Annotated in this window: 24 protein-coding genes, 1 tRNA gene, 2 pseudogenes and 1 other annotated feature; of the genes and pseudogenes, 15 read left to right on the top strand and 12 right to left on the bottom strand. The window is 66.6% G+C overall.

Annotation, left to right across the window (positions count from 1 at the left end; translation table 11 throughout):
- Nucleotides 1–91 precede the first annotated feature (91 nt).
- Entirely contained in the window at nt 92–1345 is a 1254-nt protein-coding gene (istA, locus tag FBZ90_RS02600; protein WP_145729507.1) for an IS21 family transposase, read from the top strand.
- Nucleotides 1342–2190 carry an IS21-like element helper ATPase IstB gene (gene istB / locus FBZ90_RS02595; RefSeq protein ID WP_145729441.1) on the top strand — a complete coding sequence of 283 codons (849 nt, stop codon included), beginning with the start codon at nt 1342–1344 and terminating at the stop codon, nt 2188–2190. The genes istA and istB overlap by 4 nt, the downstream gene beginning before the upstream one ends.
- A 54-nt stretch (nt 2191–2244) precedes the next feature.
- Here istB and FBZ90_RS02590 read toward each other — a convergent pair.
- Nucleotides 2245–3243, bottom strand: a pseudogene (locus tag FBZ90_RS02590) (IS3 family transposase); the annotation flags it as partial.
- Nucleotides 2821–2937, bottom strand: a sequence feature (AL1L pseudoknot). Its footprint overlaps the pseudogene before it by 117 nt.
- Nucleotides 3244–3280: 37 nt before the next feature.
- Here FBZ90_RS02590 and FBZ90_RS02585 point away from each other — a divergent pair.
- A pseudogene (locus FBZ90_RS02585) lies at nt 3281–3451 on the top strand (type I-E CRISPR-associated endonuclease Cas1e); the annotation flags it as partial.
- Nucleotides 3432–3734, top strand: a complete 303-nt coding sequence (gene cas2e / locus FBZ90_RS02580) for a type I-E CRISPR-associated endoribonuclease Cas2e (RefSeq protein ID WP_186455570.1) — start codon at nt 3432–3434, stop codon at nt 3732–3734. The pseudogene FBZ90_RS02585 and the gene cas2e, both read left to right, overlap by 20 nt.
- 23 nt (nt 3735–3757) lie before the next feature.
- Here cas2e and FBZ90_RS02575 read toward each other — a convergent pair whose 3' ends face one another.
- From FBZ90_RS02575 to FBZ90_RS02545, 7 genes are all read right to left on the bottom strand, one after another.
- Nucleotides 3758–4948, bottom strand: a complete 1191-nt coding sequence (locus tag FBZ90_RS02575; RefSeq protein ID WP_145729440.1) for a tyrosine-type recombinase/integrase — start codon at nt 4946–4948, stop codon at nt 3758–3760.
- A gap of 212 nt (nt 4949–5160) precedes the next feature.
- Nucleotides 5161–5236 (bottom strand) — tRNA-Phe (locus tag FBZ90_RS02570).
- 208 nt (nt 5237–5444) lie between these two features.
- Entirely contained in the window at nt 5445–5657 is a 213-nt protein-coding gene (locus FBZ90_RS02565) for a DNA gyrase inhibitor YacG (protein WP_145729439.1), read from the bottom strand.
- A 15-nt stretch (nt 5658–5672) separates the two neighbouring features.
- Complete coding sequence (locus FBZ90_RS02560; RefSeq protein ID WP_145729438.1) at nt 5673–7013, bottom strand: ribonuclease E/G; 1341 nt, start codon at nt 7011–7013, stop codon at nt 5673–5675.
- Nucleotides 7014–7026: 13 nt separating this feature from the next.
- The gene (locus FBZ90_RS02555; RefSeq protein WP_186455569.1) at nt 7027–7668 is read right to left on the bottom strand and encodes a Maf family protein; all 642 of its coding nucleotides are present in this window, start codon (nt 7666–7668) and stop codon (nt 7027–7029) included.
- 14 nt (nt 7669–7682) lie between these two features.
- Nucleotides 7683–7901: a translation initiation factor IF-1 gene (gene infA, locus FBZ90_RS02550; RefSeq protein ID WP_044559220.1), complete on the bottom strand. Its 219-nt coding sequence runs from the start codon at nt 7899–7901 to the stop codon at nt 7683–7685.
- A gap of 188 nt (nt 7902–8089) precedes the next feature.
- Nucleotides 8090–8668 carry a thermonuclease family protein gene (locus FBZ90_RS02545; RefSeq protein ID WP_246130108.1) on the bottom strand — a complete coding sequence of 193 codons (579 nt, stop codon included), beginning with the start codon at nt 8666–8668 and terminating at the stop codon, nt 8090–8092.
- A gap of 240 nt (nt 8669–8908) precedes the next feature.
- Between FBZ90_RS02545 and cysQ the strand changes: the two genes are divergently transcribed.
- From cysQ to FBZ90_RS02510, 7 genes are all read left to right on the top strand, one after another.
- Nucleotides 8909–9709, top strand: a complete 801-nt coding sequence (cysQ, locus tag FBZ90_RS02540; protein ID WP_246130107.1) for a 3'(2'),5'-bisphosphate nucleotidase CysQ — start codon at nt 8909–8911, stop codon at nt 9707–9709.
- Between the two features lie 128 nt (nt 9710–9837).
- Entirely contained in the window at nt 9838–11154 is a 1317-nt protein-coding gene (locus FBZ90_RS02535) for an SAM-dependent methyltransferase (protein WP_145729437.1), read from the top strand.
- Between the two features lie 155 nt (nt 11155–11309).
- Nucleotides 11310–12812, top strand: a complete 1503-nt coding sequence (locus FBZ90_RS02530; protein WP_186455568.1) for a replicative DNA helicase — start codon at nt 11310–11312, stop codon at nt 12810–12812.
- Nucleotides 12813–12831: 19 nt separating this feature from the next.
- Nucleotides 12832–13965: an alanine racemase gene (gene alr, locus FBZ90_RS02525; protein ID WP_145729435.1), complete on the top strand. Its 1134-nt coding sequence runs from the start codon at nt 12832–12834 to the stop codon at nt 13963–13965.
- An 88-nt stretch (nt 13966–14053) separates the two neighbouring features.
- A complete protein-coding gene (locus tag FBZ90_RS02520; protein ID WP_145729434.1) occupies nt 14054–14824 on the top strand; it encodes an MlaE family ABC transporter permease in 771 nt (256 codons plus the stop codon).
- Nucleotides 14821–15615 carry an ABC transporter ATP-binding protein gene (locus FBZ90_RS02515; RefSeq protein WP_145729433.1) on the top strand — a complete coding sequence of 265 codons (795 nt, stop codon included), beginning with the start codon at nt 14821–14823 and terminating at the stop codon, nt 15613–15615. Before FBZ90_RS02520 ends, FBZ90_RS02515 begins: the two co-directional genes overlap by 4 nt.
- A 162-nt stretch (nt 15616–15777) precedes the next feature.
- A complete protein-coding gene (locus FBZ90_RS02510; RefSeq protein WP_211101888.1) occupies nt 15778–16578 on the top strand; it encodes an alpha/beta hydrolase in 801 nt (266 codons plus the stop codon).
- A 16-nt stretch (nt 16579–16594) separates the two neighbouring features.
- Here FBZ90_RS02510 and FBZ90_RS02505 read toward each other — a convergent pair whose 3' ends face one another.
- Nucleotides 16595–16990, bottom strand: a complete 396-nt coding sequence (locus FBZ90_RS02505; protein WP_145729431.1) for a hypothetical protein — start codon at nt 16988–16990, stop codon at nt 16595–16597.
- Between the two features lie 215 nt (nt 16991–17205).
- The gene (locus FBZ90_RS02500; RefSeq protein ID WP_246130106.1) at nt 17206–18594 is read right to left on the bottom strand and encodes an amidohydrolase family protein; all 1389 of its coding nucleotides are present in this window, start codon (nt 18592–18594) and stop codon (nt 17206–17208) included.
- 236 nt (nt 18595–18830) lie between these two features.
- Between FBZ90_RS02500 and radA the strand changes: the two genes are divergently transcribed.
- The 3 genes from radA (at nt 18831) to purF (ending at nt 22480) form a co-directional block, all read left to right on the top strand.
- A complete protein-coding gene (radA, locus tag FBZ90_RS02495; protein WP_145729429.1) occupies nt 18831–20258 on the top strand; it encodes a DNA repair protein RadA in 1428 nt (475 codons plus the stop codon).
- A gap of 6 nt (nt 20259–20264) precedes the next feature.
- On the top strand, nt 20265–20963 hold the full coding sequence (locus FBZ90_RS02490; protein ID WP_145729428.1) for a CvpA family protein: 699 nt from the start codon (nt 20265–20267) through the stop codon (nt 20961–20963).
- 62 nt (nt 20964–21025) lie between these two features.
- Nucleotides 21026–22480 (top strand): amidophosphoribosyltransferase, encoded by a 1455-nt coding sequence (gene purF / locus FBZ90_RS02485; protein ID WP_145729427.1) that lies wholly within the window; start codon nt 21026–21028, stop codon nt 22478–22480.
- A gap of 90 nt (nt 22481–22570) precedes the next feature.
- On the opposite strand, the gene FBZ90_RS02480 is transcribed toward purF, so the two are convergent.
- Nucleotides 22571–23047, bottom strand: a complete 477-nt coding sequence (locus FBZ90_RS02480; RefSeq protein ID WP_145729426.1) for a hypothetical protein — start codon at nt 23045–23047, stop codon at nt 22571–22573.
- Nucleotides 23048–23598: 551 nt separating this feature from the next.
- Between FBZ90_RS02480 and FBZ90_RS02475 the strand changes: the two genes are divergently transcribed.
- Entirely contained in the window at nt 23599–23985 is a 387-nt protein-coding gene (locus tag FBZ90_RS02475) for a hypothetical protein (protein ID WP_145729425.1), read from the top strand.
- Between the two features lie 4 nt (nt 23986–23989).
- On the opposite strand, the gene FBZ90_RS02470 is transcribed toward FBZ90_RS02475, so the two are convergent.
- Nucleotides 23990–24631, bottom strand: a complete 642-nt coding sequence (locus tag FBZ90_RS02470) for a hypothetical protein (protein ID WP_145729424.1) — start codon at nt 24629–24631, stop codon at nt 23990–23992.
- Nucleotides 24632–24683: the final 52 nt, after the last annotated feature.

Here is a 24683-nt window from a genome sequence, read left to right as displayed (position 1 = left end):
ATGCTGGCCACAATGGCCGCATGACACAGCCGGCCAGATATGCCGGAGAGCACGACGCCAAAGCGCGAGCTACACCACGTCAGGGGACACGATCCTCGCCCGTGAGGGGCTGACCGTCTCCGCCATCGCCCGGCAGACCGGCCTGGACCGCAAGACCGTCCGTCGCTACATCGCCCAGGGGCTGGAGCCGCCCCGCTATACCCCTAGGCCGCCCAAGCCCACGGTGGTTGGGCCCTATCAAGCCTACCTGCGCCAGCGGGTGATCGCGGTGCCCGGGCTGAGCGCCCGCCGTCTGCTGCGGGAGATCCAGGCCCTGGGCTATCCCGGCGGCTATACGGCAGTGAAGGACTTCCTGCGCACCGTGCGACCGGCGGCGGCCAAGGGCTTTGAGCAGCGGTTCGAGACGCCGCCAGGGCATCAGGCCCAGGTGGACTTCGCCCACTTCAAGGCCAGCTTCACCGATGAGCCCGGCGTGGAACGGGTGGTGTGGCTGTTCTCCCTGGTGCTGGGCCACAGCCGCATGCTGTGGGCGCGCTTCGTCGCCCGCCAGGACTTGGCCACCGTGCTGAGGTGCCATATCGCCGCCTTCGAGGCTCTGGGCGGCGTGCCCGCCCGCATCCTCTACGATCGCATGAAGACCGCCGTGCTGGGCGAAGCGGCGGGAGATGACGGCGCCGATGGCGGCATCGCCTACAATGCCCGTCTGCTGGACCTGGCCGCCCATTACGGCTTCCTGCCCAAGGCCTGCAAACCCTATCGCGCCAAGACCAAGGGCAAGGTCGAGCGGCCCTTCCGCTACATCCGCCAGGACTTCTTCCTGGGACGGACCTTCCGCAATCTGGATGACCTGAACGGCCAACTCCAGCGATGGCTGGAGCAGGTCGCCAACATCCGCCGCCACGCCACCACCCAGCGCATCGTCGTCGAGCACTACGCCGAGGAACGGCCCCACCTCAAGCCCGTCCCCGCAATCCCCTATGCCACCGTGCTGTCCCTGGAACGCCGCATCACCAAGGACGGCATGGTGTCCGTCGGCGGCAACCTCTATTCCGTCCCCGACAGCACCCGGCGCCGCGCCGTCGAAGTGCAACTCACCGCCGACCAGGTCCACATCCTGGAGGAAGGCCGCCGGATCGCCATACACCCGGTGCTGGAGGGCCGTGGGCGCCGACACCTGATCGCTGGGCACCGCGTCCTGCCGCCACCCGTCAACAGCACGACACCCCGGCAAAGTGCTCCCCAGGCGCCACCATTACGGCGGTCCGGCGAGATCGTCACGCCGCGCGACCTGGCGATTTACGACGCCATCGGCCGCCACCTCGCCCAGCGCGAGGTCACGCCATGAGCGCCACCCTCGACAGCATTCGCCGCCACCTGGTGGGCCTGAAGATGCCCCGCGCCCTGGAAACGCTCGACCACGTCCTGCGCCAGGCCGAGCGCGGCACCCTCACCACCCTGGAGGCCATCGACGCCCTGCTCGGCGAGGAACTGGCGCTGCGGGAAGCATGCCGTGTCAAGGCCGCCCTCCAGATGGGCCGTCTGCTCACCGTCAAGACGTTGGCGGGCTTCGACTTCGCCTTCCAGCCTTCCCTCGACAGGGACCGCATCCTGGCCCTGGCCCAACTGGACTTTATCGACCGGCACGAAGTCCTTCACCTCCTGGGCCAGCCCGGATGCGGCAAGACCCACCTCGCCACCGCCCTGGGCGTTGAGGCCGTCAAGGCGGGACGCACCGTCTACTTCACCACCCTGGCCGACCTCATCGCTTCCCTGGCCAAGGCCGAACGCGAAGGCACCTTGCGCGAACGCCTGCGCTTCCTCTGCCGCCCCCAACTCCTCATCGTCGATGAGATCGGCTACCTCCCCGTCGTCCCCGGCGGCGGCAACCTCTTCTTCCAGCTCGTCAACGCCCGATACGAAAAGGGCGCCATGGTCCTCACCTCGAACCGCGGCTTCGCCGAGTGGGGCGACGTCTTCGGCGACACCGTCGTCGCTACGGCGCTCCTCGATCGCCTTCTCCACCACGCCATCGTCGTACAGATCGAGGGCGCCAGCTACAGGCTACGCCAGCATGCCGACCTCATCCCCGAAAACGTCCGGCGAAGACCCGACACTGCACCGCTCCAAGCCATCCGGAAACGCGGAAGACCGCCGAAAGTGAGGCCCACCGACACCCACCCAATCAATTAGCCAAACAAACCATCTGGGGATTTTTAAGTCGCCACTTCTGGGGAAAATCACTTCGCCGTTTACAGCCAGGCGCTCGGTGTACTTGATGCTGACGTATTGAACGCCCCTGTCCGAATGGTGAACCAGGCCGCCGTGCTTGGCTGGGCGTCGTTCATGCAGGGCCTGCTCCAGGGCGTCGAGCACGAAGGCGGCATGGGCGGTCCGCGACACCCGCCAGCCGACGATGCGCCGGGCGTAGGCGTCGATGACGAAGGCCACGTAGACGAAGCCCTGCCAGGTGGCGACGTAGGTGAAATCCGACAGCCACAGCATGTTCGGCCGGGGCGCATGGAACTGCCGATTGACGTGGTCGAGCGGACAGGGCGCCGACTTGTCGCTCACCGTCGTCTTCACCGGCTTGCCCCGGATCACGCCCCGCAAACCCATGCCCCGCATCAGCCGGGCAACCGTGCAGCGCGCGACGGCGTGGCCTTCCCGCTTGAGCTGGTGCCAGACCTTGCGCACGCCATAGACGGCGAAGTTCCCGTCGAATACCCGCCGTATTGCGACCTTCAACCGCGTGTCCCGCTTGGCCCGCGCCGGCAGGCGATCCGGGTCGGAACGCCGCGACGCATGCCGGTGATAGGTGGACGGGGCGATCGGCAACACCTGGCAGATCGGCTCGACCCCGTGCGCACCCCGATGCTCATCGATGAAGGCAATCATGGCTTGAACCGGCGGTCGAGCTCCGCCGCCGCAAAATACGCGCCCGCCTTGCGCAGGATCTTGCTGCTCCGCGCTGCCCTACGGGTCATTCGCTTGGCGCAGTTCCCGGTTCTCCCGTTCCAGCGCCTTCAGCCGTTCCGCGACATCGCTGGGCACACCGGCCCGCGTGCCTGCTTCAATCTCGGCCTTCTTAACCCATTCGTTCAGCGTCTGGCCCGAACAGCCGATCTTCGCCGCGATCGACATCACCGCCGCCCAACGGGACGGATGATCCTTCTCATGATCCAGCACCAGCCGCACCGCGCGGGACCGAACTTCGGGGGAAAACTTGTTCGTCGGCTTGCTCATCGTGGCTTCAGTCTCTCAGGAGTGAAAGCCTCCGACAATCCCGGCGCGCTTCATGTTCCGGCGCACCGGTCTGCTGGAACGCGTCATCCCCGACATCGCCGCCATCCTGGCCGCCGGCGGCCTTGTCCCACCGGAGGAGGCGCCGGAGGCCGCTGAACCCGCCATCGCACCAGAGGACGCCAGCGGCGATGATGGTCATCGTGGTTGAGAACGCCCCGCCGCGGCTGCGGGGACGCCTGTCACTCTGGCTGGCCGAGGTGCGGGCCGGCGTCTATGTCGGCGTCTACTCCCGCCGGGTGCGCGAGCGCATCTGGGGCGAGGTCGGCCAGATGATCGGCGACGGCAACGCCGTCATGGCCTGGAGCGCCCCCACCGACAGCGGCTTCGCCTTCGACGCCATCGGCACCAACCGGCGCGAACCCATCGACATCGACGGCCTGACCCTGGTGAAATTCCGCCCAGTCCCAGACCCGGATGCGCCACCCTTCTGAGGCGAGATACGGGCTATTTGCGGTCAATGATGCGCCGCCCGCAATTCCTCAAGGTAATCTGCCCACCATTGCATCATACTTACACGGTCCTGCCAGTGCTCACCACGAGCATACGCCCTCCGGATCTCGTTGTTCTCTACATGGCCAAGCTGTCGTTCGATGGCATCTGGATGCCATTTTCCGCATTCATTCAACAGGCTGGAGGCCGTGGCCCGAAAACCATGCGCTGTGGCCTCGTGCTTTCCGTAGCCGAGTCGCCGTAAGGCAGCGTTGAGGGTGTTGTCGGAAATTGGCCGCTTAGGGGTTCGAATACCCGGAAAGAGAAGGACACCCCTGCCTGTAATATCGCGCAGCCCCTGAAGTATCTCCAGCGCCTGCCGGGAGAGGGGGCTGTGATGGGGGCGACGCATCTTCATGCGCCCGGCGGGAATGGTCCAGACTGCCTTGTCAAAATCGAATTCCGACCATTCAGCAGCGCGCAGTTCCCCAGGACGGGGGAACAGAAGAGCCATCAACTGCAACGCCACCCGCGTGACCAGTTGCCCATCGAATGCATCAATGGCGCGCAACATCGCCCCAAACGCCTTTGGTTCAGTAATGGCGGCCCGCGGCGTGCTAATTGGCGTGGTGAGCGCGCCTCGAAGAGCGAAAGTGGGATCGTTCTGCGCACGCGCTGTCGCAATCGCGTAGCGGAATACGCTCCCTATGGTGGATCGTAGGCGCCGCGCAGTTTCGTATCGTCCACGGATCTCCGCCTCCCTCAGCACACGCAGAACGGAGGGCGCGTCAATCTCTTTAATCGATCTTGTTCCCAGTATCGGGTAGGCGAAGGAGAGGAGCCATTCAATCTTGGTAATCGTGGCTGGCGCACGCCCCTCCCGCTTTAGCTTGGCGACATACTCCTCCGCAACAGCGTGGAAACTGTCGCCCGAGCCATACTGCAGCAGTTTTCGCTGCTTTTTGTCTTCCGACGGATCGATACCGGCAAGCAAAAGCTTTCTGGCCGTGTCGCGGGCCTCACGCGCTGCGGCCAAGGTAACGAGAGGATAAGTGCCAAGAGCCAGAAGCTTCTGCTTTCCGCCAAAACGATAAGCCAGCCGCCATAAACGGGCACCGGTAGGCTGCACCCAAAACTGCAGCCCTTCGCCATCAGAAAACTTCTGCAATTTCTCGCCGGGGCGGGCATTCCGGCACTTCATGTCGCTCAACGCCATGGTCCGGTCCTCCTGTTGGTACACGATACCAACAAGGACTGCCGATACCAACCCACATACCAACAGGCGGCTTCGATGACGAGGGTATCCCAGGGATACGCCCACGCACGCCAAGCTACGATTTCGTGGGTAAAACCCTATATTTTATACGGGGTTAAATCGTACTAGAGCGTATTATCGGCGGCCTGCGGAAACGATGACGTAGGAGAAAATGGTGCCCAGGGGCGGAATCGAACCACCGACACGGGGATTTTCAGTCCCCTGCTCTACCAACTGAGCTACCTGGGCATCCAGAAGAACCTAGCGGACGCTAAGCCCCTGATCTCGCGTGGGTTTTTGTAACCCGTTGCCGTGGCGTTGGCGTCCGCGGCGCGTCGAGGTGGCTGTATGTAGACAAGTCCGGCGGGCTTGTCCAGCCTGTTGTTTCATTCTTTTGCGGATTTTTTTTAGATGGTTGATTTAAAAGAGATTTTGCGAGGCGCGGCCGGTTCTGGGTTCAGTCCCGCTCACCCCCGGGCGCGGTTTCGCCGTCCTCGTCCGTCTCGTCGGTGACGGGCACGCGGTAGCTTTCGTTCAGCCAGCGGCCCAGGTCGACGTCGGCGCAACGGGTGGAGCAGAAGGGCTTGGCCTCCGGCGCCGGCGGACGGCCACAGATCGGGCAGGCGGCGCGGGACTTTCGGGGCTTCAGGGGAATGGGATCGTCGGTCATCACGGGCACCATCACTCACATCAAGGCGTCATCGTCGGGCAAAACTCCCGGGGCCGACACGTCCGGCGTCACCAGGTCCAGCAGGGAGGGGCCCCGCCGCTGGCGTGTCATTTCCACCAGGCCCAGGCGGGACATGCCATAAACCTGGGTATTGCCGGGATCGTCCGCCACCGCCCCGGTCAGCGCCAGGATCAGGCGCTCGCGGTCCGGCGGGCGCGACAGGTTGATGAAGTCCACCACCACGATGCCGCCGACATTGCGCAGACGCAGCTGGCGGGCGATTTCCGGCACCGCCGCCAGGTTGACAGCCAGGGGGTCGCCCTTTTCCCCGCCATTGACGTCGATGACGGTCAGGGCTTCCGTGCGCTCGATCACCAGGCTGCCAGTGGCGCCCCCCGCCTTGGCGCCGAACAGGGGAACGCGCGGGCGCAGCAGCTTGGCGATGGCGCCGTCCAGGTCGCCGCCATCGAACAGCGGCAGGCCGGTGCTGGCCCGCTTCAGGACCGGCAGCAGGTCACCGGCACGGTCGTCGCACCAGCGGCGCAGCTCGGCATACAGGTCCTGACCGGACGCGGCGCGGTCATCCACCAGGATGGCATCCACGGGCTGCCCCGTCTGTTCCATCAGCGCGCGGATGCCGGCGTGGGGTGCCGGCAGCAGCACGGCCGGGGGCCCGTCACCCGCCCGCGCGACGCCCCGCCAATCCAGCGCCAGAGCTTCAGCCTCCTGGGCCAGCCATACGGCCGGCACGGCGGCGGCTGCGGCGCGCACGATCCAGCCGCCAGCCCACCCCCCTGGCCCGCCCCGCCCCCCGGCGGGCACGGCATCCCGCACCACCGTGGTCAGGCGCGCGCGTTCGGCGGCGGCGCTGGCACCCTGCCCAAGGCGCTTGGACACATGGATACCGGCCGCCAGCGGCGTATGGACCAGGAAACGGCCCGGCAGCGCCACGTCCATGGACAGGAGCGCGCCCTTGGCCGCCACCGGGTCGGCCTTGACCTGCACGATCACGGTCTGACCCGCGCGCAGCGAGGTGCCGATGGGCCCCTGGGGGCGAACGGCCGGACGATCCTTGGGCTCGCCCTTGCCCCCCCCGCCATGCTTGTCCGCCTGCGGCAGACGAACGTCGGCGCCGGGCAGCAGGCCGTCCCGCCCAGTGCCGATGTCAACGAAGGCCGCGTTCATACCGGCGACAATGCGAGTGACGCGACCGCGAATCACGGCGCCGGCCAGGGTGGGCCGGTCGGCACGGTCGATGTACAGGTCCGACAGCACGCCGTCGGTCAGCACAGCCGCGCGGCGCAGGGCTGGGCCCTGCGCCGGCGCGGTGATATCGATGTGGAGGTCACGGGCCATCAGGGCCGGCCCGTCAGGCGGCTACGGGGGACAGGGCCAGCGGGTCTATCCCAGCGGCGCGCAGCAGGGCCGCCGTTTCGAACAGGGACAGCCCCACGACATTGCTGTGGGAGCCCACCAGGCCGCGAGCGAACAGGGCGGCACGGCCCTGGATGGCATACCCGCCGGCCTTGCCCACGCCCTCGCCACAGGCGACATAGGCGTCGATCTCGGCCCGGCTCAACTTCTTGAACAGCACGGCGGTCTGTACCAGCCGGGTGCGCTCCTTGCCCGTGGCGTCCACCACGCAGAGGCCGCCGAAGACACGATGCCGCCGCCCCGACAGCAGCGCCAGGCACTGGCGCACATCCTCGGCGCTCTCCGCCTTGGGCAGGATGCGGCGGCCGCAGCCCACCACCGTATCGGCGGCCAGCACGACGGCGCCGGGGCTGCGGGCCGCCACCACCGCCGCCTTGGCCTGGGCCAAGCGCAGGGCGTGATGGGCCGGCAGCTCATCGGCCAACGGGGTCTCATCAATGTCGGCCGGGTCTATGCCCGCCGGCGTCACCCCGATCTGGGCGAGCAGTTCCCGGCGGCGCGGGGAGCTGGACGCCAGCACCAGCGGCGGGATCCGCCACGGCGCTTGCCCCGTCCCGTCCGCTTGCACACGCACCATGGGGTACCGTCCGCTTACTTGAAGCGGAAGGTGATGCGACCCTTGGTCAGGTCATAGGGCGTCATTTCGACGTTGACCCGGTCACCGGCCAGCACGCGGATGCGGTTCTTGCGCATCTTGCCCGAGGTGTGGGCCAGCACTTCGTGTTCGTTATCGAGCTTAACGCGGAACATCGCGTTCGGCAGCAGTTCGGTCACCGTGCCGGAAAACTCGATCAAATCCTCCTTCGACATAACTTCCTTTCGGGAAAAAACGGGTGGATAGCGGGATGCGCGCAATTTCGGCGACATAGGTGATGGCCCGGACGGTCGCGGTCAAGTGTTTTCCAGGCGACCATGGGATGGGCCGGCATGTTTGCACGGCATTGTGTCCGGCCCGACTACCCCGGATGGGTCGGCCCGGGATAATGATGCGGACGGCCTCACGGCTGGCCACCCGGCTTTTTCTTGGGCTTGCCGGTGGCGTCCGCCTCCAGCGCCGCCTGGCGGTCGCGCCACAGCCAGGGCGCCTCCACCCGACCGCCCCACATGCCGGCGCGGTGGCTCATGGCCAACACCTGGACACTGTAATAGTCCGGCGACAGGGCGGTGTAGGCCAACGCCCAGCCGGCACGCACCATGATGCCGGCGACGTCCCGCCCCTCCACCGTGCAGACCCCCAGGCGCCGCTGCTTGGGCGGGCTTTCCTTCGTGGTGCAGCGGACGATCTTGTCCTGGACGATGGCCTGCAATTCCTTCGTCGCCTGGGCGAAACAATCATAGCTGGCGCCGCGTCGATTCTGGCAGGTTTGGCCGGGATCGGGCGCGTCGATGCCGTAAAGCTTGATCTCCCCGCCATCCACCAGCAGCGTATCCCCCTCCGTCGCCTGGGCATGGCCCTCGATCACGTCGCCGCCCCCGCCCACAGGCGGCGGCGGGGCGGCCAGGGCCGTGCTCCCGGCCAGGGCCGCGAGCACCAAGGGCAGGGCCTTTACGCAAAGGGGCGGCTTCGGCTTCATCATGGACTTACTATAACACCCCTTGGCCCATTGCGCAGGTTGCGGGATGGCCAGACCCCGCCCATTATCGCGCCCCTTGACCCTTATTCCGCCCCTCAAGCGGAATGAGGGAAGCGGGTCCGGACTGACGCGCATGAGAGCCGCGCGCGTCCGGGCGGACCTGGACTGTTGCTGAGCCGGGGGCGGATGCACTATGCCGTCCGCCGACCCCTTTCCCGACGACTACATAGATAGGCTGGACCCATGACCCTCGCCGCCGTCCCCGCCCGTATGGACCTTGTCGCCCTGCTGGACGATGTCGCGGCGCTGGCGGTGGAGGCTGGGCTTGCCACCCTGCCGTTCTATGAAGGCAACGACGGCGCCACGTCCAAGGCCGATGGCAGCCCCGTCACCCTGGCCGACCACGCCGCCGAGGCCATCATCCTGCCCGGCTTGGCGCGACTGACGCCAACCATCCCCGCCGTATCGGAAGAGGCGGCGGAGCGCGGGGAGATCCCGGCCGTGACCGCGCGCCAGCCCTTCTGGCTGGTGGACCCCCTGGACGGCACCAAGGAATTCATCAAGCGCAATGGCGAGTTCACGGTGAACATCGCGCTGGTCGAGCAGGGCCAGCCGGTGCTGGGCGTGGTGTACGCCCCCGCCAGCGGCGAATTGTTCGCCGGGGTGTTGGTGCCCCAGCCCCTGGCCTGGCGCCAGCGTAACGGCGCGGAGCGCGAGGCCATCGCCTGCCGGCCGCAGCCGCGCGCCGGCGTCACCGTCGTCTCCTCCCGCTCCCACGCCAACGACGCGGCGCTGGCGGATTACCTCAAAGCCTATTCGGTGGCCGAGACGCTGGCCTGCGGCAGTTCGGTCAAATTCTGCCGCATCGCCGAGGGCATCGCCGACCTCTATCCCCGCTTTGGCCCCACCTGCGAGTGGGATACGGCCGCCGGCCACGCCGTGCTGCTGGCCGCCGGCGGCGGCATGACCACCCCCGAGGGCGACCCCTTCCGCTACGGTAAGGCGGGTTTCCGTAACGGCCCCTTCATCGCCCACGGGAAGTAAGACGGCGGAAAGGGCATCCCCTGCCCTTTTGCGTAAATCTTAGAGCTAATGGACCCTATGGCGCCCAGCTCTCAGACTACCTACATGTCTTTGATATGCAGGTGATTTGAGACGAGGGAGCCTTCGGCATGCTCTTGGCCAGCCTGTTCCGGTCCCTGATCAAGACCGGTCATATGACTCTGATCGACGCGTATCAGCGCCGCTACGAATTCGGCCGCCGCGACCCGGACGCCCTGCCGGGGGGGCTCTGTCCCGGAAGCGTCGCGGATGGCGGCCCGGCGGCTTACGGCCCCATCACCATGCGGCTCACCGATCCGGCCCTGCACTGGAAGCTGGCCCTGGCGCCGCGCCTGTACGCGGGCGAGGCTTACATGGACGGCACGCTGGTGATGGAGGAGGGCAGCATCTACGATCTGCTGGCCCTGGTCACCCGCAACAGCGGCTGGCAGCACATCGGCTGGTCCGACCATCTGATGGGCCCCATCGAGACCCTGACCCGCTATGCCCAGCAGTTCAATCCGGCGCACCGGTCCAAGGCCAACGTCGCCCACCATTACGACCTGTCGGGCAAGCTCTATTCCCTGTTCCTGGACAGCGATCGCCAATATTCCTGCGCCTATTTCCCGACGCCGGAAACGACGCTGGAAGAGGCGCAGAGCCTGAAGAAGCGCCACATCATCGCCAAGCTGCGGCTGGAGCCCGGCCACAAGGTGCTGGACATCGGCTGCGGCTGGGGTGGCATGGCGTTGGAGATCGCCCGCCAGGTTCCGGACGCCCGGATCATGGGCATCACCCTATCGCAGGAGCAGTTGGCCGTGGCCCGTCAACGCGCGGCCGACGAGGGCCTGGCCGGCCGCGTGAGGTTCGAGCTGGTGGATTACCGCCACCTGAGGGCCCAGGGCTACGCCGGTCATTTCGACCGCATCGTCTCGGTCGGCATGTTTGAGCATGTGGGCCTGCCCCACTACCCCGAATATTTCGCGGCGGTGCGCGACCTGATGACTCCAGAGGGGGTGGCCCTGATCCATTCCATCGGCCGGCTGGACGGGCCGGGGGCCACCAACCCCTGGATCCGCAAATACATTTTCCCCGGCGGCTATGTTCCCGCCCTGTCGGAGGTGATGCCGGCGGTGGAGAAGGCGCGCGTCGTCACCACCGACATCGAGATCCTGCGCCTGCATTACGCCGAAACCCTGCGCGCCTGGCGCCACCGCTTCCTGGCGCGCGCCGACGAGGCCGCCGCCCTGTACGACGACCGCTTCGTCCGCATGTGGGAATTTTACCTGGCGGGGTCGGAGTGCGCCTTCCGCTACCAGGGGCACATGGTGTTCCAAATCCAGTTGTCGAACGCGCTGGCGGCGGTGCCCCTGACCCGCGATTATATCCACAGGGCGGAGGAGGCGATGGCCCCCCGCTCCCGCAACCCGGCGATGGTGGCGGAATAGCGGGGAATCAAGCCTTAAGGGCGGGGCGCGCACGAGCGGCTCCGCCTTTATCCCCGCGTTTATCCCCCTGTGGATAAAATCCATCCGCATGTTGCACTTGCCGAGGCCGCAGCGTCCGGCTATGCCATGCCTCCCCCGCTGTTAAACTCATGCCCATGGACACCAAGTTGACCGACCCGGCCGCCTCCACCGGTGCGTTGCCCTACCGCACGCCGCCCCATAATCTGGAGGCGGAACAGGCGCTGCTGGGCGCCGCCCTGGTCAACAACAAGGCCCTGGAAAAGGTGGCCGAGTTCCTGCGGCCGGAGCACTTCTTCGACCCGGCCAACGGCCGCGTCTTCGCCGCCATCGCCAAGCTGGTGGAGCGCGGCCAGATCGCCAGCCCGCTGACGCTGAAGGCCTATTTCGAGCAGGACGCCGACCTGAAGGAGATCGGCGGCACCGAGTACCTGGCCCGCCTGGCCGCCGGCGTCGTCACCGTCAGCAACGCCGAGGACTACGGCCGCATCATCCACGACTCCTACCTGCGCCGGCAGCTGATCGACGTGGGCGAGGACATGGTCAACGCCGCGTACAAGCATGACCTGGACGTGGTCGCCACCGACCAGATCGAGGAGGCGGAGAAGCGGCTGTTCGACCTCGCCTCCACCGGCGACGCCCAGGGCGGCTTCGTCCCGTTCGAACGGTCGCTGAAAGCCGCCATCGAAATGGCGGAGGCGGCGTACAAGCGGTCCAGCCATGTCACCGGCGTCACCACCGGCCTGCGTGACCTGGACGGCAAGCTGGGCGGCCTGCACCCCTCGGACCTCATCATCCTGGCCGGCCGCCCCTCCATGGGTAAGACGGCGCTGGCCACCAACATCGCCTTCAACGCCGCCCGCGCCCATATGAAGAGCAGCGGCAAGGAAGGGGCGCCGGTCGGCTTCTTCTCCCTGGAAATGTCGGCGGAACAGCTGGCCACCCGTATTCTGGCCGACGAGGCCGAGGTCAGCGGCGACAAGATCCGCCGTGGCGAAATCCACGGCAGCGACTTCCCCCGCTTCATCGAGGCCAGCAACTACATCTCCAAGGTGCCGTTCTTCGTGGACGACACCCCTGCCCTGTCCATCACCGCCGTGCGCACCCGCGCCCGCCGCCTGAAGCGCACCCACGGCCTGGGCATGATCGTGGTCGACTACCTGCAGCTGCTGCGCGGCGGCGGGATTAGCAAGACCGACAACCGCGTGCAGGAAATCTCCGAGATCACCCGGGGCCTCAAGGCCATCGCCAAGGAACTGGACCTGCCGGTGATCGCCCTGTCGCAGCTGTCGCGACAGGTGGAAAACCGCGAGGACAAGCGCCCGCAGCTGTCGGACCTGCGTGAATCCGGCTCCATCGAGCAGGACGCCGACGTGGTCATGTTCGTGTACCGCGAACAGTACTACCTGGAACGTGCCGAGCCCTCGCGCCGCCCGGAAGAGGCGGAGGACAAGTTCAACGACCGCTACCAGCGCTGGCAGCAGCGGCTGGAAGAGGTGCACGACACCGCCGAGGCCATCATCGCCAAGCAGCGCCACGGCCCCGTGGGCACCGTGCGTCTGCACTTCCACGGCGAATTCACCCGCTTCTCCGACCTCGACACCCACCATGCCCTGGCGGGCGCGGGCGACGATTACTGAGGAATCAGGCGTGTCGCCCATGGGGTTCCTGGATCAGGTGCCGGCCGGTGCCGGCGCCGTATTGACCATCGACCTGGCAGCCATCGCCGGCAACTGGCGGCGGCTGCGCGATCATGCCCAACGGTCGGGCCGCACGGTGGAATGCGCCGGCGTGGTCAAGGCCGACGGCTATGGCCTGGGCGCCGTGCCCGTGGCGCGCGCGCTGCTGAAGGCCGGCTGCCGCACCTTCTTCGTCGCCGACCTGGAAGAGGCCGCGGCCCTGCGCGCCGCGCTGCCCACCGGCCCCGATGCCCGCATCCTGGTCCTGCACGGCCCGACGCCGGGCACGGAGCGGGATCTGGCCGCCCTGGGCCTGATACCCGTCCTGAACAGCCTGGATGATATCGACCGCTGGCGATTCTTGGCGGCTGAGCTGGGCCGTGAGCTTCCCGCCGTCATCCACATCGACACCGGCATGAACCGCCTGGGACTGGACGACGGTGACGCCCGGCGCCTGGCCGGGGATACGGCCAGGCTGTCGGGCATCGCCCTGACGGGCTGGATGAGCCACCTGGCCAGCGCGGACGTGGCGGGCGACGGCCTGAACGCCGAGCAGGACGCCCGGTTCCGGGCCCATCTGGCCCGTTTGCCCGCGGCGCCAGTCAGCCTGGCGGCTTCTTCCGGCATCTTCCGCGAGGCGTCGCTGCTGCACAACATGGTGCGGCCGGGGGCCGCGCTCTACGGGGTGAACCCGACGCCGGAGGCCCCCAACCCTATGAGCCCAGCGCTGCGGCTGTTGGGACGGGTGCTGCAGATCCGCGACGTGCCAGCGGGCACCACCGTGGGGTATGGCGCCACCTATCGCACCGCGGCGCCAGCACGGCTGGCCACCATCGCCGTGGGCTACGCCGATGGATATTTCCGCGCCCTGGGCTCTTCCGGCCATGTCACCATCGCCGGCGTGCGGGCCCCGGTCGTCGGCCGCATTTCCATGGATTTGCTGAGCGTGGACGCCAGCGACGTCCCGCCCGCCGCCCTGGTTCCCGGCGTGTTCGCCGAGTTGATCGGGCCCGACCGGCCGCTGGACGACGTGGCGGCCGACGCCGGAACGATAGGCTATGAGATCTTAACAGGGCTTGGCCGGAGGTTTTACCGCGTGTATCAGGGGGCGTGACCTTTTGCGGCGCACCCTGATGCGGAGCCGTTGGGCACGCCAGCGGTTGTGTATGGTAAGTCCCTTGAATGACTGAGGAGCGGAGCGGATGGGGTTCTTGAGCGGGATCGGCCGGGCCACCCTGGTGTTCCTGGCCGCCACCGGGCGGCTGGCCCTGTTCACGGCGCGCGCCTTGTCGCATTGCGTCCGTCCCCCCTACTATCCCCGCCTGCTGCTGCAGCAGATGCGGGAGATCGGCTACAACAGCCTGCCGGTGGTGGGCCTGACGGCCCTGTTCACCGGCATGGTGCTGGCGCTGCAGAGCTATACCGGCTTCGCCCGCTTCAACGCGTCCAGCGCCATCGCCACCGTGGTGGTGCTGTCCATCACCCGTGAGCTGGGCCCGGTCATGGCCGGGCTGATGGTGGCGGGCCGCGTGGGTGCGGCCATGGCGGCCGAGATCGGCACCATGCGGGTGACGGAACAGGTCGATGCGCTGACCACCCTGTCAACCAACCCGTTCAAGTACCTGGTGGCGCCCCGGCTCCTCGCGGGCACGCTCATGCTGCCCTGCCTGGTGCTGGTGGCCGACATCATCGGCGTCTTCGGCGGCTATGTCGTCAGCATCTACCGCCTGGGGTTCAACCCCGCCGCCTACCTGACCAGCACGGCGCAGTACCTTGAAACCATCGACGTGGTCTCGGGCCTGGCCAAGGCGGCGGCCTTCGGTTTCATCATCGCGCTGATGGGCTGCTACAACGGCTACCATTCCAAGGGCGGCGCCCAGGGCGTGGGTGCGGCCACCACGCATGCCGTGGTTTCCGCCTCCATCATGATCCTGATGATCAACTATCTGCTGACGGGGCTGTTCTTCTCATGAGCACGGTATCCCCCCAATCCGCGACCCCTAAAATCGAACTGGTTGGCGTCAAGAAGGCCTTCGGCCCTAAGAAGGTGCTGGACGGCGTAGACCTCAGCGTCGCCAAGGGCGAGTCTTTCGTCATCATCGGCGGGTCGGGCACCGGCAAGTCGGTGATGCTGAAGTCCATCCTGGGGCTGCTGCGCCCGGATGCGGGCACCATCAAGGTCGATGGCGAGGAGACCACCCATATCGGCGGCCGCGCCCGCGACCGGGTCATGACCAAGTTCGGCATGCTGTTCCAGGGCGGCGCCCTGTTCGACAGCCTGCCCGTCTGGCAGAATGTGGCCTTCGGCCTGATCCAGGGCCAGGGCATGAAGCGCGCCCAGGCGCGTGAGATCGCCATCGAGAAGCTGGCCGCCGTGGGCCTGGGACCGGACGTGGCCAACCTGTCCCCGGCGGAACTGTCGGGCGGCATGCAGAAACGCGTGAGCCTGGCCCGCGCCATCGCCACCACACCCGAAATCATCTTCTTTGACGAGCCGACGACGGGCCTGGACCCGATCATGGCCGACGTCATCAACGACCTGATCGTGAAGTGCGTGCGCGACCTGGGCGCCACGGCGCTGACCATCACCCACGACATGGCCAGCGCCCGCAAAATCTCCGACCGCATCGGCATGCTGTACCAGGGCAAGCTGATCTGGCAGGGCCCAACGGACGCCATCGACGACAGCGGCAACGCCTACGTCGACCAGTTCATCCACGGCCGTGCCGATGGCCCGATCCAGATGCAGGTGAAGCTGGGGTAAGCCTGCCAAGGCAAGGGACAGTCGCGTATGGGCCGTCATGCCATGCTGATCCTTGGCTTGTTGTTCTTGGTCGCGGGTCCCCAGGGTCCCGCGCGGGCGTCCGCCTGGCAGCCTATCCAAGGCCACGCGCAACTTCCCCTGTGGCCGGGAACGGCGCCTGGCATGCCGGCCTCTGCGGCGCCGGAGACGATGCGCGTGGACGACGGCGTGGTGGTGGCGGAAAACGTCTCCCGCCCCACCATGACGGTCTACGCGCCCAAAGGGCCGAACACGGGCGCCGCCATCATCGTTTTCCCCGGCGGGGGCTACAAGATCCTGGCCATGGACCTGGAGGGCACCGAGATCTGCGACTGGCTGACCGGCCGGGGCATCACCTGCGTGCTACTGAAATACCGCGTGCCGCGCTCAGGCCCCTATTGGGACGGCGCATGCCACTGCCATGTCATTCCCCCGGTGCCGATGGCCTTGCAGGACGCCCAGCGGACCGTGAGCCTGGTCCGCCACCATGCCGCCGAATGGCGGATCGATCCGCACAAGATCGGCGTCATCGGCTTTTCTGCGGGCGGGCACATGGTCGCTGCCGTCAGCACCCATTTCCGCGACAGGGCCTACACCGCCGTGGACGCGGCCGACATTGAAAGCAGCCGCCCGGATTTCGCCATCGCGATGTACCCCGGACATCTGTCCGAGGCGGAGGACACCATCGCGCTCAATCCAGACATTGCCAGTCACATCTCCCGCGACACGCCGCCGACCTTCCTGTTGCAGAACGAGGATGACCACGTGGACAGGGTTGAGGACGCGCTGAGCTATTACATGGGGCTGAAGAAGGCGGGCGTGCCTGTGGAGTTGCACTCCTACGCCAAGGGAGGCCATGCCTTCGGACTGCGGCCGACGGCGTCCGCCGTGTCGGCGTGGCCCCATCTGGTGGAGACCTGGCTGCGCGGCCTGGGGATCATTTAGACCGGACGCGGCCGTGTCACGCGGCGAGGCATCCCCATCCCGCCGTGGCCATTTCAGCCGGCAACCCGCTTTCGGCCAAGGTGGCGCCGGCTTCCATGCCTGATGCCCAGGCGTAGGCGGCGGACATGTCGGCGAAGGCCCGCAGGTCATGGCCGCCGATGAAAAGCCGCGCCAAATTCAACAGGAACCGCACGCCGGTGTTGTGGCTGACCACCGCCGCACGGCCACCGGCGCGGCCGCGCCGAGCCTCTCCCAGGACGGCCCCCATGCGGCGAATGGCGGCCGGCGACACATCGCCGACGTGAAGCCGCAAGTCGGTCACGCTGTTCCACGTGGCGACATCCGCGTTCCAGGCCAGCATTTCCTCCATGTAATCGGCGATGATGTCGCCGGTCACATCCTCCAGGACCAAGAGGCAAATGATCCGGGATGAAGGAAATAATTTATGATGTATTTTATACATTTCCGCACTGCCACCGGAAACGACGATGGCGGTATAGGTAGCATGACCGAAAATTGAAAGTTGTGACCATTTCACTGGTCAAGCTTTCAGAAACCGGGCACCACACCTACATAAGTAGCGATACCCCCGCGCCAATATTGAAAATTGGACCAGCCTCGGGTCGCTCAGTCGACGTCACCCGCCTCATCCGGGGTGATGGGTTGGAAGTCCGCACGGCTGTAGCGATGGCCCCGCTTCACCGTGTAGACGACGCTGCGCAGGTTGGCGATGTCCTGGGTCGGATCCTTGGCCACGAACACGAGGTTGGCCAGCTTACCCGCCGCCACCGTGCCCATCCGTTGATCCATGTCCAAGACGCGGGCCCCCATTTGGGTGCCGGCCTGGATGGCGGCCAGGGGTGAGAATCCGGCCCGGCGAACCAGGAGTTCCAGTTCCTCATGCAGGGCCGGATAGGCGTCAGCGGCCGGCGTTTCCCCATCCGTGCCGGCGGAGATGCCAACGCCGGCGTCACGCGCCTGCCGGGTGATGCGGGCTGCCAGGTCACCCGGACAGTAGGAGCCCGGCGGGTTGGGCTTGCCCGCCCAGCGCTCGTCGCCCTCGGCGTAGACCCGCAGTGTGGCGTCCAGCATCGTGCCGTGGCGTTTCATGGCTTCGAACAGGGTGGCCATGACGGGGTCGGGATTGGCGATGCGCGCCGGGTCCACGGGCGCGCGATCGTGATACTGCGTCGGCTTCTCCGGCAGCGCCTGATAGGCCAGCATGCAGGCATGGGACAGCACGTCAACGCCAGCCTCGATCTCCTCTGCCGGGGTTGCCGGAAAGACCATGGCATGGGCCCAGACGCGAAAGCCCTGGGCATGGGCCTGCCGCGCGATCCCCGCCACCAGGTCGGCGGACAGGTTGGCGTAGATCTTGACGCCGCTGGCGCCGGTGCCCCGCGCCAAAGCCACCGCCAGCTTCAGGTCGGTTTCCGGGGTGATGGCCTGCATCCAGGGCACCTGCCCCGCCGTGGCGCCCTGGGCGGAGGCCGCCGTGCGCGGGTCCTTGAAGAAGCTGGGGCCGGCCATCAGCGCGGCGTAATGGATATCCGGGGCTGGGATATCCCCTAGCAGGGCTGCGCGCGCCAGATCGGCAAGAACGCGGGTATCGCCCGCCATGTCCCGTTCCGCCGTGACGCCACCGTACAGCGCCCGGCGCAACAGCGCCTCTTCGGCGCGGCGGTTGGGCACGGTGGCCAAGTGGACATGGGTATCGATCAATCCCGGCAGGACGTAAAGACCCCGGACATCGATCACCACGGCCCCCTTGGCCAGGCTTGCCGGCACCTGCCCCGTGGGCGCCACCAGCGCGATGTCCTGCCCCCGGGTCACGACATCCATGCCAGGCTGCGGCGCCGTGCCGGTACCGTCGATCACGGTGGCCCCGCGATAGATCACCACCGCGGTCGGCGCCACCCCTCCATCAGCCGCGCTGGCGGGCGTCACCCCCGCCGCACCAGCCAGCAGCGTCAGGATCGTCAAGGCGCGGCGCGCCATGGTCATGATGCTTTTCAAGGTGAACATCCTGAGGGGAACGGCAGGCGGCGACTGTGGGCGCGGCACTGGCGGCTGTCAATTCACCGGCCACCGGCCGCATCATCACGCTCCAGCCCCCGCACCATTCTGTCGTGCGTCCGGCGGGGCCCTACCCCCTAAATCTGGTGGCTGTATAACCGGCGCCGGGGTGGCGGTTTGGTCCCCCAAGCTGTTATGATGCGCCCTGCCCATCACCCCGTCAGGATTTTGTTCCCGTGGCCCGAAACACGAACCGCTATGTCTGCCAAAGTTGCGGCACGGCCCATCCGAAGTGGAGCGGCCGGTGTGAGGGATGTGGCGCCTGGAATACCCTGGTGGAGGAAGCCGCCCCCGAGGCCGCACCCCGGGGCTTGGGCACCAAGGTGCAGGGCCGCCGGCTGGAGTTCGTGGAATTGTCCGGCGTGTCGGAGCAGGCACCCCGCCGCATGACCCACATCCAGGAATTCGACCGGGTGTGCGGTGGCGGTTTGGTGCATGGCTCCGCCCTGCTGGTGGGCGGTGACCCCGGAATCGGCAAGTCCACCCTGTTGCTGCAGGTCATCTGCCGGCTGGCCCAGGGCACGTCCTGCGCCTACATCTCCGGTGAAGAGGCGGTGGATCAGGTGCGCATGCGCGCCCTGCGGCTGGGCCTGGCTTCGGCGCCGGTGAATTTGGCGGCCGCGACCAATGTGCGCGACATCGTGGCCTCGCTGGACGCGGCGGACGGCCCGCGCGTGGCGGTCATCGACAGTATCCAGACCATGTTCGTCGATACGCTGGACAGCGCGCCCGGCACGGTGGCCCAGGTCCGGGCCTCTGCCTCCGAACTGATCCGCGTGGCCAAGCGCCGGGGCATCACCCTGCTGATCGTGGGCCACGTCACCAAGGACGGCCAGATCGCCGGCCCCCGCGTGCTGGAGCACATGGTGGACACGGTGCTGTATTTCGAGGGGGAGCGCGGCCACCAGTTCCGCATCCTGCGCGCGGTGAAGAACCGCTTCGGCGCCACCGATGAGATCGGCGTGTTCGAAATGGCTGAGGACGGCCTGCGCGAAGTCGCCAACCCGTCGGAGATTTTCCTGGCGGAACGGCGGGGCGACGTCACCGGCACCGCCGTCTTCGCCGGCATGGAGGGCACCCGCCCCGTGCTGATGGAGGTGCAGGCCCTGGTCGCCCCCTCCCCCCTGGGCACACCGCGGCGGGCGGTGGTGGGCTGGGACACGGCGCGCCTGGCCATGGTGATGGCGGTGCTGGAGGCGCGGTGCGGCCTCGCCATCGGCGCCAATGATGTGTATCTGAACGTCGCCGGCGGCCTGAAGGTCACGGAACCGGCGGCGGATTTGGCGGTGGCCGCGGCCCTGGTCTCCTCCCTGACGGGGGAACCGGTGCCGGCCGACGCTGTGGTTTATGGAGAGATCGGGTTGTCGGGGGAAATCCGGGCGGTGAGCCAGAGTGAGACGCGGCTGAAGGAGGCGGCGAAGCTGGGCTTCGGCACGGCCCTGGTGCCCACCCGGCGCAAGGGATCCGGCGGGGACGCCGGCCTGCGGCGCATCGAACTGCACCACCTGTCGGACCTGCTGCCCCTGTTCCAGGCGGCCCCCGCCCAGAAAGGCGCGCCGCCGAAGAACACACCCAAGGCCGTCTCCAGCGGCGGGCGGGGCTGAGGCATCATGGATATCAACGGTTTGAACCCCCTGGACATCGCCGTCGTCGTCATCGTCGTGCTGTCGGCGCTGCTGGCTTTCGCCCGCGGCTTCGTGCGCGAGGTGCTGTCGATCGGCGCCTGGGTCGGGGCTGCCCTGGTCACGCTGTATGCCTTCCCCCTGGTCAAGCCCTTCGTCCGCGCCCATATCGAGCGGCAGATGATTGCCGACGGCGTCGCCATCATCACCCTGTTCGTGGCGGCCTTGCTGGTGCTGCAGATGATCTGCCACACCCTGGCCGGCCGCGTGAGCGACAGTGCCCTGTCGGCCATAGACCGGTCGCTGGGGTTCGGTTTCGGGGTGCTGCGGGGCGCTGTGTTGGTCAGCCTGGGCTATATGCTGATGGGCTATATCTGGCCGGACAACAAGCCGGACTGGCTGCGTGACGCACGCACCCGGCCGGCGCTGGAGGCCGGGGCGGACATGCTGCGCACCTTGGCGCCGTCCGACCTGCGCCACGAGGGTGAAGGACGAATCGATGCCGCCCGGATGGAAGCCGAGCGGGCCCTGGCCGCCAAGCAGGACTTGGAACGGCTTCAAACCCCGGCGATCACCCCTGCGGGGAACGCGGGTGCGAAGCCGGGTGAACAGGGCTATAACGACCGCGAACGCACGGGCCTTGATCAGCTGATCGAGAACACCGTCGATAAGAAGAAGCCGGAATAAGCGCTTCTTCGCAACGGACCGCAACGTACCAACCTAGCGCGAAAGGCGCCCGGTGACCGCTCATGCTGACCACGAACCCCTTTGACGACGACAAGTTGCGTGAGGAATGCGGCGTCTTTGGCATCCTGGGCGCCACGGACGCGGCCGCCCTGGTGGCCCTGGGCCTGCATGCCCTGCAGCATCGAGGCCAGGAATCGGCGGGCATCGTCGCCTTTGACGGGGAACATTTCGGCGTCCATCGCGCGCTGGGCCAAGTCGGCGACAACTTCAGTTCCGAGGCGGTCATGCGCCCGCTGAAGGGCAACGCCGCCATCGGCCATGTGCGCTACGCCACCACGGGTGACACAGCGCTGCGCAACGTGCAGCCGCTGTTCGCGGACTTTGAGTTCGGCGGTTTCGGCCTGGCGCACAACGGCAACCTGACCAACGCCATGACGCTGCGCCGCCAGCTGGTGCGCCGTGGCTGCCTGTTCCAGTCCACCACCGACACCGAAGTCATCGTCCACCTGATGGCGACCGCCCGGGGCGGCAGCGTCATCGACCGCATGGTCGAGGCCCTGCGCCAGGTCGAGGGCGCCTACTCCCTGGTCGCCATGGCCAAGGACCAGATCATCGGCGTGCGCGATCCCCGCGGCGTGCGCCCGCTGGTGCTGGGCATGCTGGGCGACGCGCCGGTCCTGGCGTCGGAAACCTGCGCCCTGGACATCATCGGTGCTGAGTTCGTCCGCGACATCGAGCCGGGTGAAATGGTGGTGCTGACTGCCGCCGGGGTGCAGAGCCTGCGCCCCTTCCAGCCGGAAAACAGCCGCTTCTGCATTTTCGAGTACATCTACTTCGCCCGGCCCGACAGCTTGGTTGAAGGATCCAGCGTCTACAAGGTGCGCAAGTCCATCGGCGCCCATCTGGCCCAGGAAAGCCATGTGGATGCCGACGTGATCATCCCGGTGCCGGACAGCGGCGTGCCCGCCGCCATCGGCTATGCCGAGCAGAGTGGCATCCCGTTCGAGTTGGGCATCATCCGCAACCACTATGTCGGCCGCACCTTCATCCAGCCGACCGACAAGATTCGGCATCTGGGCGTGAAGCTGAAGCACAACGCCAACCGACACTACATTCAGGGCAAGCGCGTCATCCTGGTGGACGACAGCATCGTGCGCGGAACCACCTCGGTGAAGATCGTGGAAATGATGCGCGCGGCCGGCGCCAAGGAAGTGCACATGCGCATTTCCAGCCCGCCCACCCGGCATTCCTGCTTCTACGGCATCGACACGCCGGAGAAGGAAAAGCTGCTGGCGCATAAGCTGTCGGTCGAGGAGATGAACCGCTACATCGGATCCGACAGCCTGGCCTTCATCTCCAACGACGGGCTGTACAAGGCGCTGGGACACAGCGGCCGCGACACTGGCGGCCCGCAATATTGCGACGCCTGCTTCACCGGCGAGTACCCCATCCCGCTGACGGATTATGAGGGCACGCCGGGTGGCGAAGTCGCCTTCCTGGCCGAACGCCGCGCCTAAGGCCAAGCCTGGCTTTCCGTGATTGAGAAACGCCCCCGGAAGACGATCTTCCGGGGGCGTTTCGATTCCCGCCAATCGCTTTCGCCCAGGCTACCGCCCGCGGTCAGGGGACTCGTCCTGCGTTGCCAGCTCCAAATGCCAGTCCAGTGACATCATGTGTCGAGGCAACGCATCCTGCCCGCATGCCCAAGCGAAACCCTGCCGCATGTCGGAAAAGTGTTGAAGATCATAATCCCGGATATAGACGCGGGCCAAATTTATCAAGAATTTCTGACCGGCATTGTAGCTTACGATGGCCACCTTTCTCCGATCTTTTTCTAATCCATGAGTAAAAATCCCGGGCCGACGCTTCACATTTAACAGCTTTGACATCCTCTCCAAGGATGAGTGGTGGACGTTTCCGATAAAGGAACGCAAATCCACCACGCAATTCCAGGAGATATCCACCTCACCATCTTGGATCAGGCCGGATATATGATCGGCTATTTCGTGCCCGTCCACATCCCCACTATAGATGATACATATCAGACGCAACTGCGGGAAAAGCTGGTAATCAGCCTTGTGCATAAGCCATGTCCTGCCGCGATAGACAAAAGCTCCGGCTGACTGTCTTGATGCGGATTGGACGTTGCGATCAGGTCGGGGAGCTTTATTCTATCAGATCTTAATCAAACTTTTACCTGCGCGGCGGTACCGCTCAGGTAGCAAGCTCGCTTACTTGGATATTGGGGCTAAGCCCATGGAGGATTGCCGGCCTGACAGGCATCATTAACGCCCCCCGGGTTCCCCACCACATATCGACCCCGCGCACAGGGTGGATTGTGTCAGGATGCCCATTTTCAACTGCCAAATCCCACCAGAGACGGAACCGGGGACGCCCATCAGCGCCTGGATACCGGCGCCCTTGTGCGGCCCCATGACATCAGGAGTGGTCACGGAGTGTTCCGACTGAACGCGAGATTGAACATGGCACGTTTTTTCGTGCCAATGAAGCACAAAATTCCGTGCCTTCTATACCCATCCGCCGCCTACGGACTGAGGCTGCGCGCGACACCATGAAGGGGTTGAAGGATAGGCTGCGCCAGGTCCGTGAGTATCTGGGGGAAACCCAGAAAAGCATGTCCGCCCGGTTCGCTTTGGGCGTGAACACCTGGCAGGGGTATGAGCGCCTGGGGAAGCTGCCCAAGGGGGAAACCCTGGCTCAACTGCTGACCCTGGACATTTCGGTGGACTGGCTGCTGACCGGCCATGGCGACATGCATATGACCGGCAACCGCCCCGGGCTGGATGCGCACCTTCTGGCGCAGATCATCGACGGCGTGCTGACCCTTCACGGCCAGAACGGGAGTCGACCCAGCCCGACGGTGCAGGGTCAGTTGATCAGCCACATCTATGACCGGCTGATCGCCATACCGGACGAACGGGAGCGGCGGGGCGCCCTGCGGTATGCGCTGGACCAAGCGCGGGAGGATTGGGCGGAGGACGCACCGCCCATCGGGCGGTAGGGGCTCAGGTCGGCGTCGGCTTCACCGCCACGATGGGCGGCAGCATGGTGACGCCCAGGCCCAGCGACCGCAACGCCGCCTCATCCCGCCGTTGGGACGCCCCCCCAGTTTGGCGCAGGGCGTTGAGGTCGATGCCGGTGGCTTGGCGCACACGGTCGGCCACCGCCGCCGGCGCCTCTGGCCCAGCGCTGAAGTCGAAGACCGCCTCCGGCGTCACCAGACGCTTGGGCGACGCGGCCAGCCACCAGACGCAGGGGCCGGCACAAGGACCATCGACAATGACGGTGATGCCCCTGTCGACGATGGTCTGCGCCAGCTCGGCGGCCGCCTGCGGGTCGCCACCACCCTGCGACCAGATGACCAGGGTCTGGGCGTCGAGGGCGGTGATGCGGGCGATGGCGTCCTTCATCACGGCTGTCTTGGCTTCGCCATGGGCGCAAACCAGCTTTTGCCCCCCCACCCCGACACCGGCCCCCTTCGCGTTGGGACGATGGCCATAGCTCCAGCAATTAAGCACCTGCTGAACGATGGGGTCGGTATCGTCGGGGCGGCCCGGGGGCAGGAAATCGGCCCGCGCCGGCATCATGCTCCCCGCCGCGATCAGCAGGATACCCAGGACAAGGGCAAGTCGGGTCATGAAGGCCATGGCTGCGATCCGAACAGGGACAAACGGCGTCGAACTTATATGGGGCCGCCGC

Source organism: Nitrospirillum pindoramense (assembly GCF_007827955.1).
GTDB classification, from domain to species: Bacteria; Pseudomonadota; Alphaproteobacteria; order Azospirillales; family Azospirillaceae; genus Nitrospirillum; species Nitrospirillum amazonense_B.
Note: the sequence above shows the minus strand (reverse complement) of the source record. Positions and strands in the feature narration are given on the sequence as shown.

Excerpts from the sequence above, each read along its gene's own strand:
- istB (WP_145729441.1), top strand. The coding sequence starts at position 1,342 with ATGAGCGCCACCCTCGACAGCATTCGCCGCCACCTGGTGGGCCTGAAG.
- FBZ90_RS02490 (WP_145729428.1), top strand. The coding sequence starts at position 20,265 with ATGGATATCAACGGTTTGAACCCCCTGGACATCGCCGTCGTCGTCATC.
- purF (WP_145729427.1), top strand. The coding sequence starts at position 21,026 with ATGCTGACCACGAACCCCTTTGACGACGACAAGTTGCGTGAGGAATGC.
- cysQ (WP_246130107.1), top strand. The coding sequence starts at position 8,909 with ATGACCCTCGCCGCCGTCCCCGCCCGTATGGACCTTGTCGCCCTGCTG.
- FBZ90_RS02520 (WP_145729434.1), top strand. The coding sequence starts at position 14,054 with ATGGGGTTCTTGAGCGGGATCGGCCGGGCCACCCTGGTGTTCCTGGCC.
- alr (WP_145729435.1), top strand. The coding sequence starts at position 12,832 with ATGGGGTTCCTGGATCAGGTGCCGGCCGGTGCCGGCGCCGTATTGACC.
- FBZ90_RS02480 (WP_145729426.1), bottom strand. The coding sequence starts at position 23,047 with ATGCACAAGGCTGATTACCAGCTTTTCCCGCAGTTGCGTCTGATATGT.
- FBZ90_RS02470 (WP_145729424.1), bottom strand. The coding sequence starts at position 24,631 with ATGGCCTTCATGACCCGACTTGCCCTTGTCCTGGGTATCCTGCTGATC.
- FBZ90_RS02565 (WP_145729439.1), bottom strand. The coding sequence starts at position 5,657 with ATGACCGACGATCCCATTCCCCTGAAGCCCCGAAAGTCCCGCGCCGCC.
- FBZ90_RS02535 (WP_145729437.1), top strand. The coding sequence starts at position 9,838 with ATGCTCTTGGCCAGCCTGTTCCGGTCCCTGATCAAGACCGGTCATATG.
- cas2e (WP_186455570.1), top strand. The coding sequence starts at position 3,432 with ATGATGGTCATCGTGGTTGAGAACGCCCCGCCGCGGCTGCGGGGACGC.
- FBZ90_RS02530 (WP_186455568.1), top strand. The coding sequence starts at position 11,310 with ATGGACACCAAGTTGACCGACCCGGCCGCCTCCACCGGTGCGTTGCCC.
- FBZ90_RS02515 (WP_145729433.1), top strand. The coding sequence starts at position 14,821 with ATGAGCACGGTATCCCCCCAATCCGCGACCCCTAAAATCGAACTGGTT.
- FBZ90_RS02555 (WP_186455569.1), bottom strand. The coding sequence starts at position 7,668 with ATGGTGCGTGTGCAAGCGGACGGGACGGGGCAAGCGCCGTGGCGGATC.
- FBZ90_RS02575 (WP_145729440.1), bottom strand. The coding sequence starts at position 4,948 with ATGGCGTTGAGCGACATGAAGTGCCGGAATGCCCGCCCCGGCGAGAAA.
- infA (WP_044559220.1), bottom strand. The coding sequence starts at position 7,901 with ATGTCGAAGGAGGATTTGATCGAGTTTTCCGGCACGGTGACCGAACTG.
- FBZ90_RS02545 (WP_246130108.1), bottom strand. The coding sequence starts at position 8,668 with ATGATGAAGCCGAAGCCGCCCCTTTGCGTAAAGGCCCTGCCCTTGGTG.
- FBZ90_RS02510 (WP_211101888.1), top strand. The coding sequence starts at position 15,778 with ATGCCGGCCTCTGCGGCGCCGGAGACGATGCGCGTGGACGACGGCGTG.
- FBZ90_RS02560 (WP_145729438.1), bottom strand. The coding sequence starts at position 7,013 with ATGGCCCGTGACCTCCACATCGATATCACCGCGCCGGCGCAGGGCCCA.
- FBZ90_RS02475 (WP_145729425.1), top strand. The coding sequence starts at position 23,599 with ATGTCCGCCCGGTTCGCTTTGGGCGTGAACACCTGGCAGGGGTATGAG.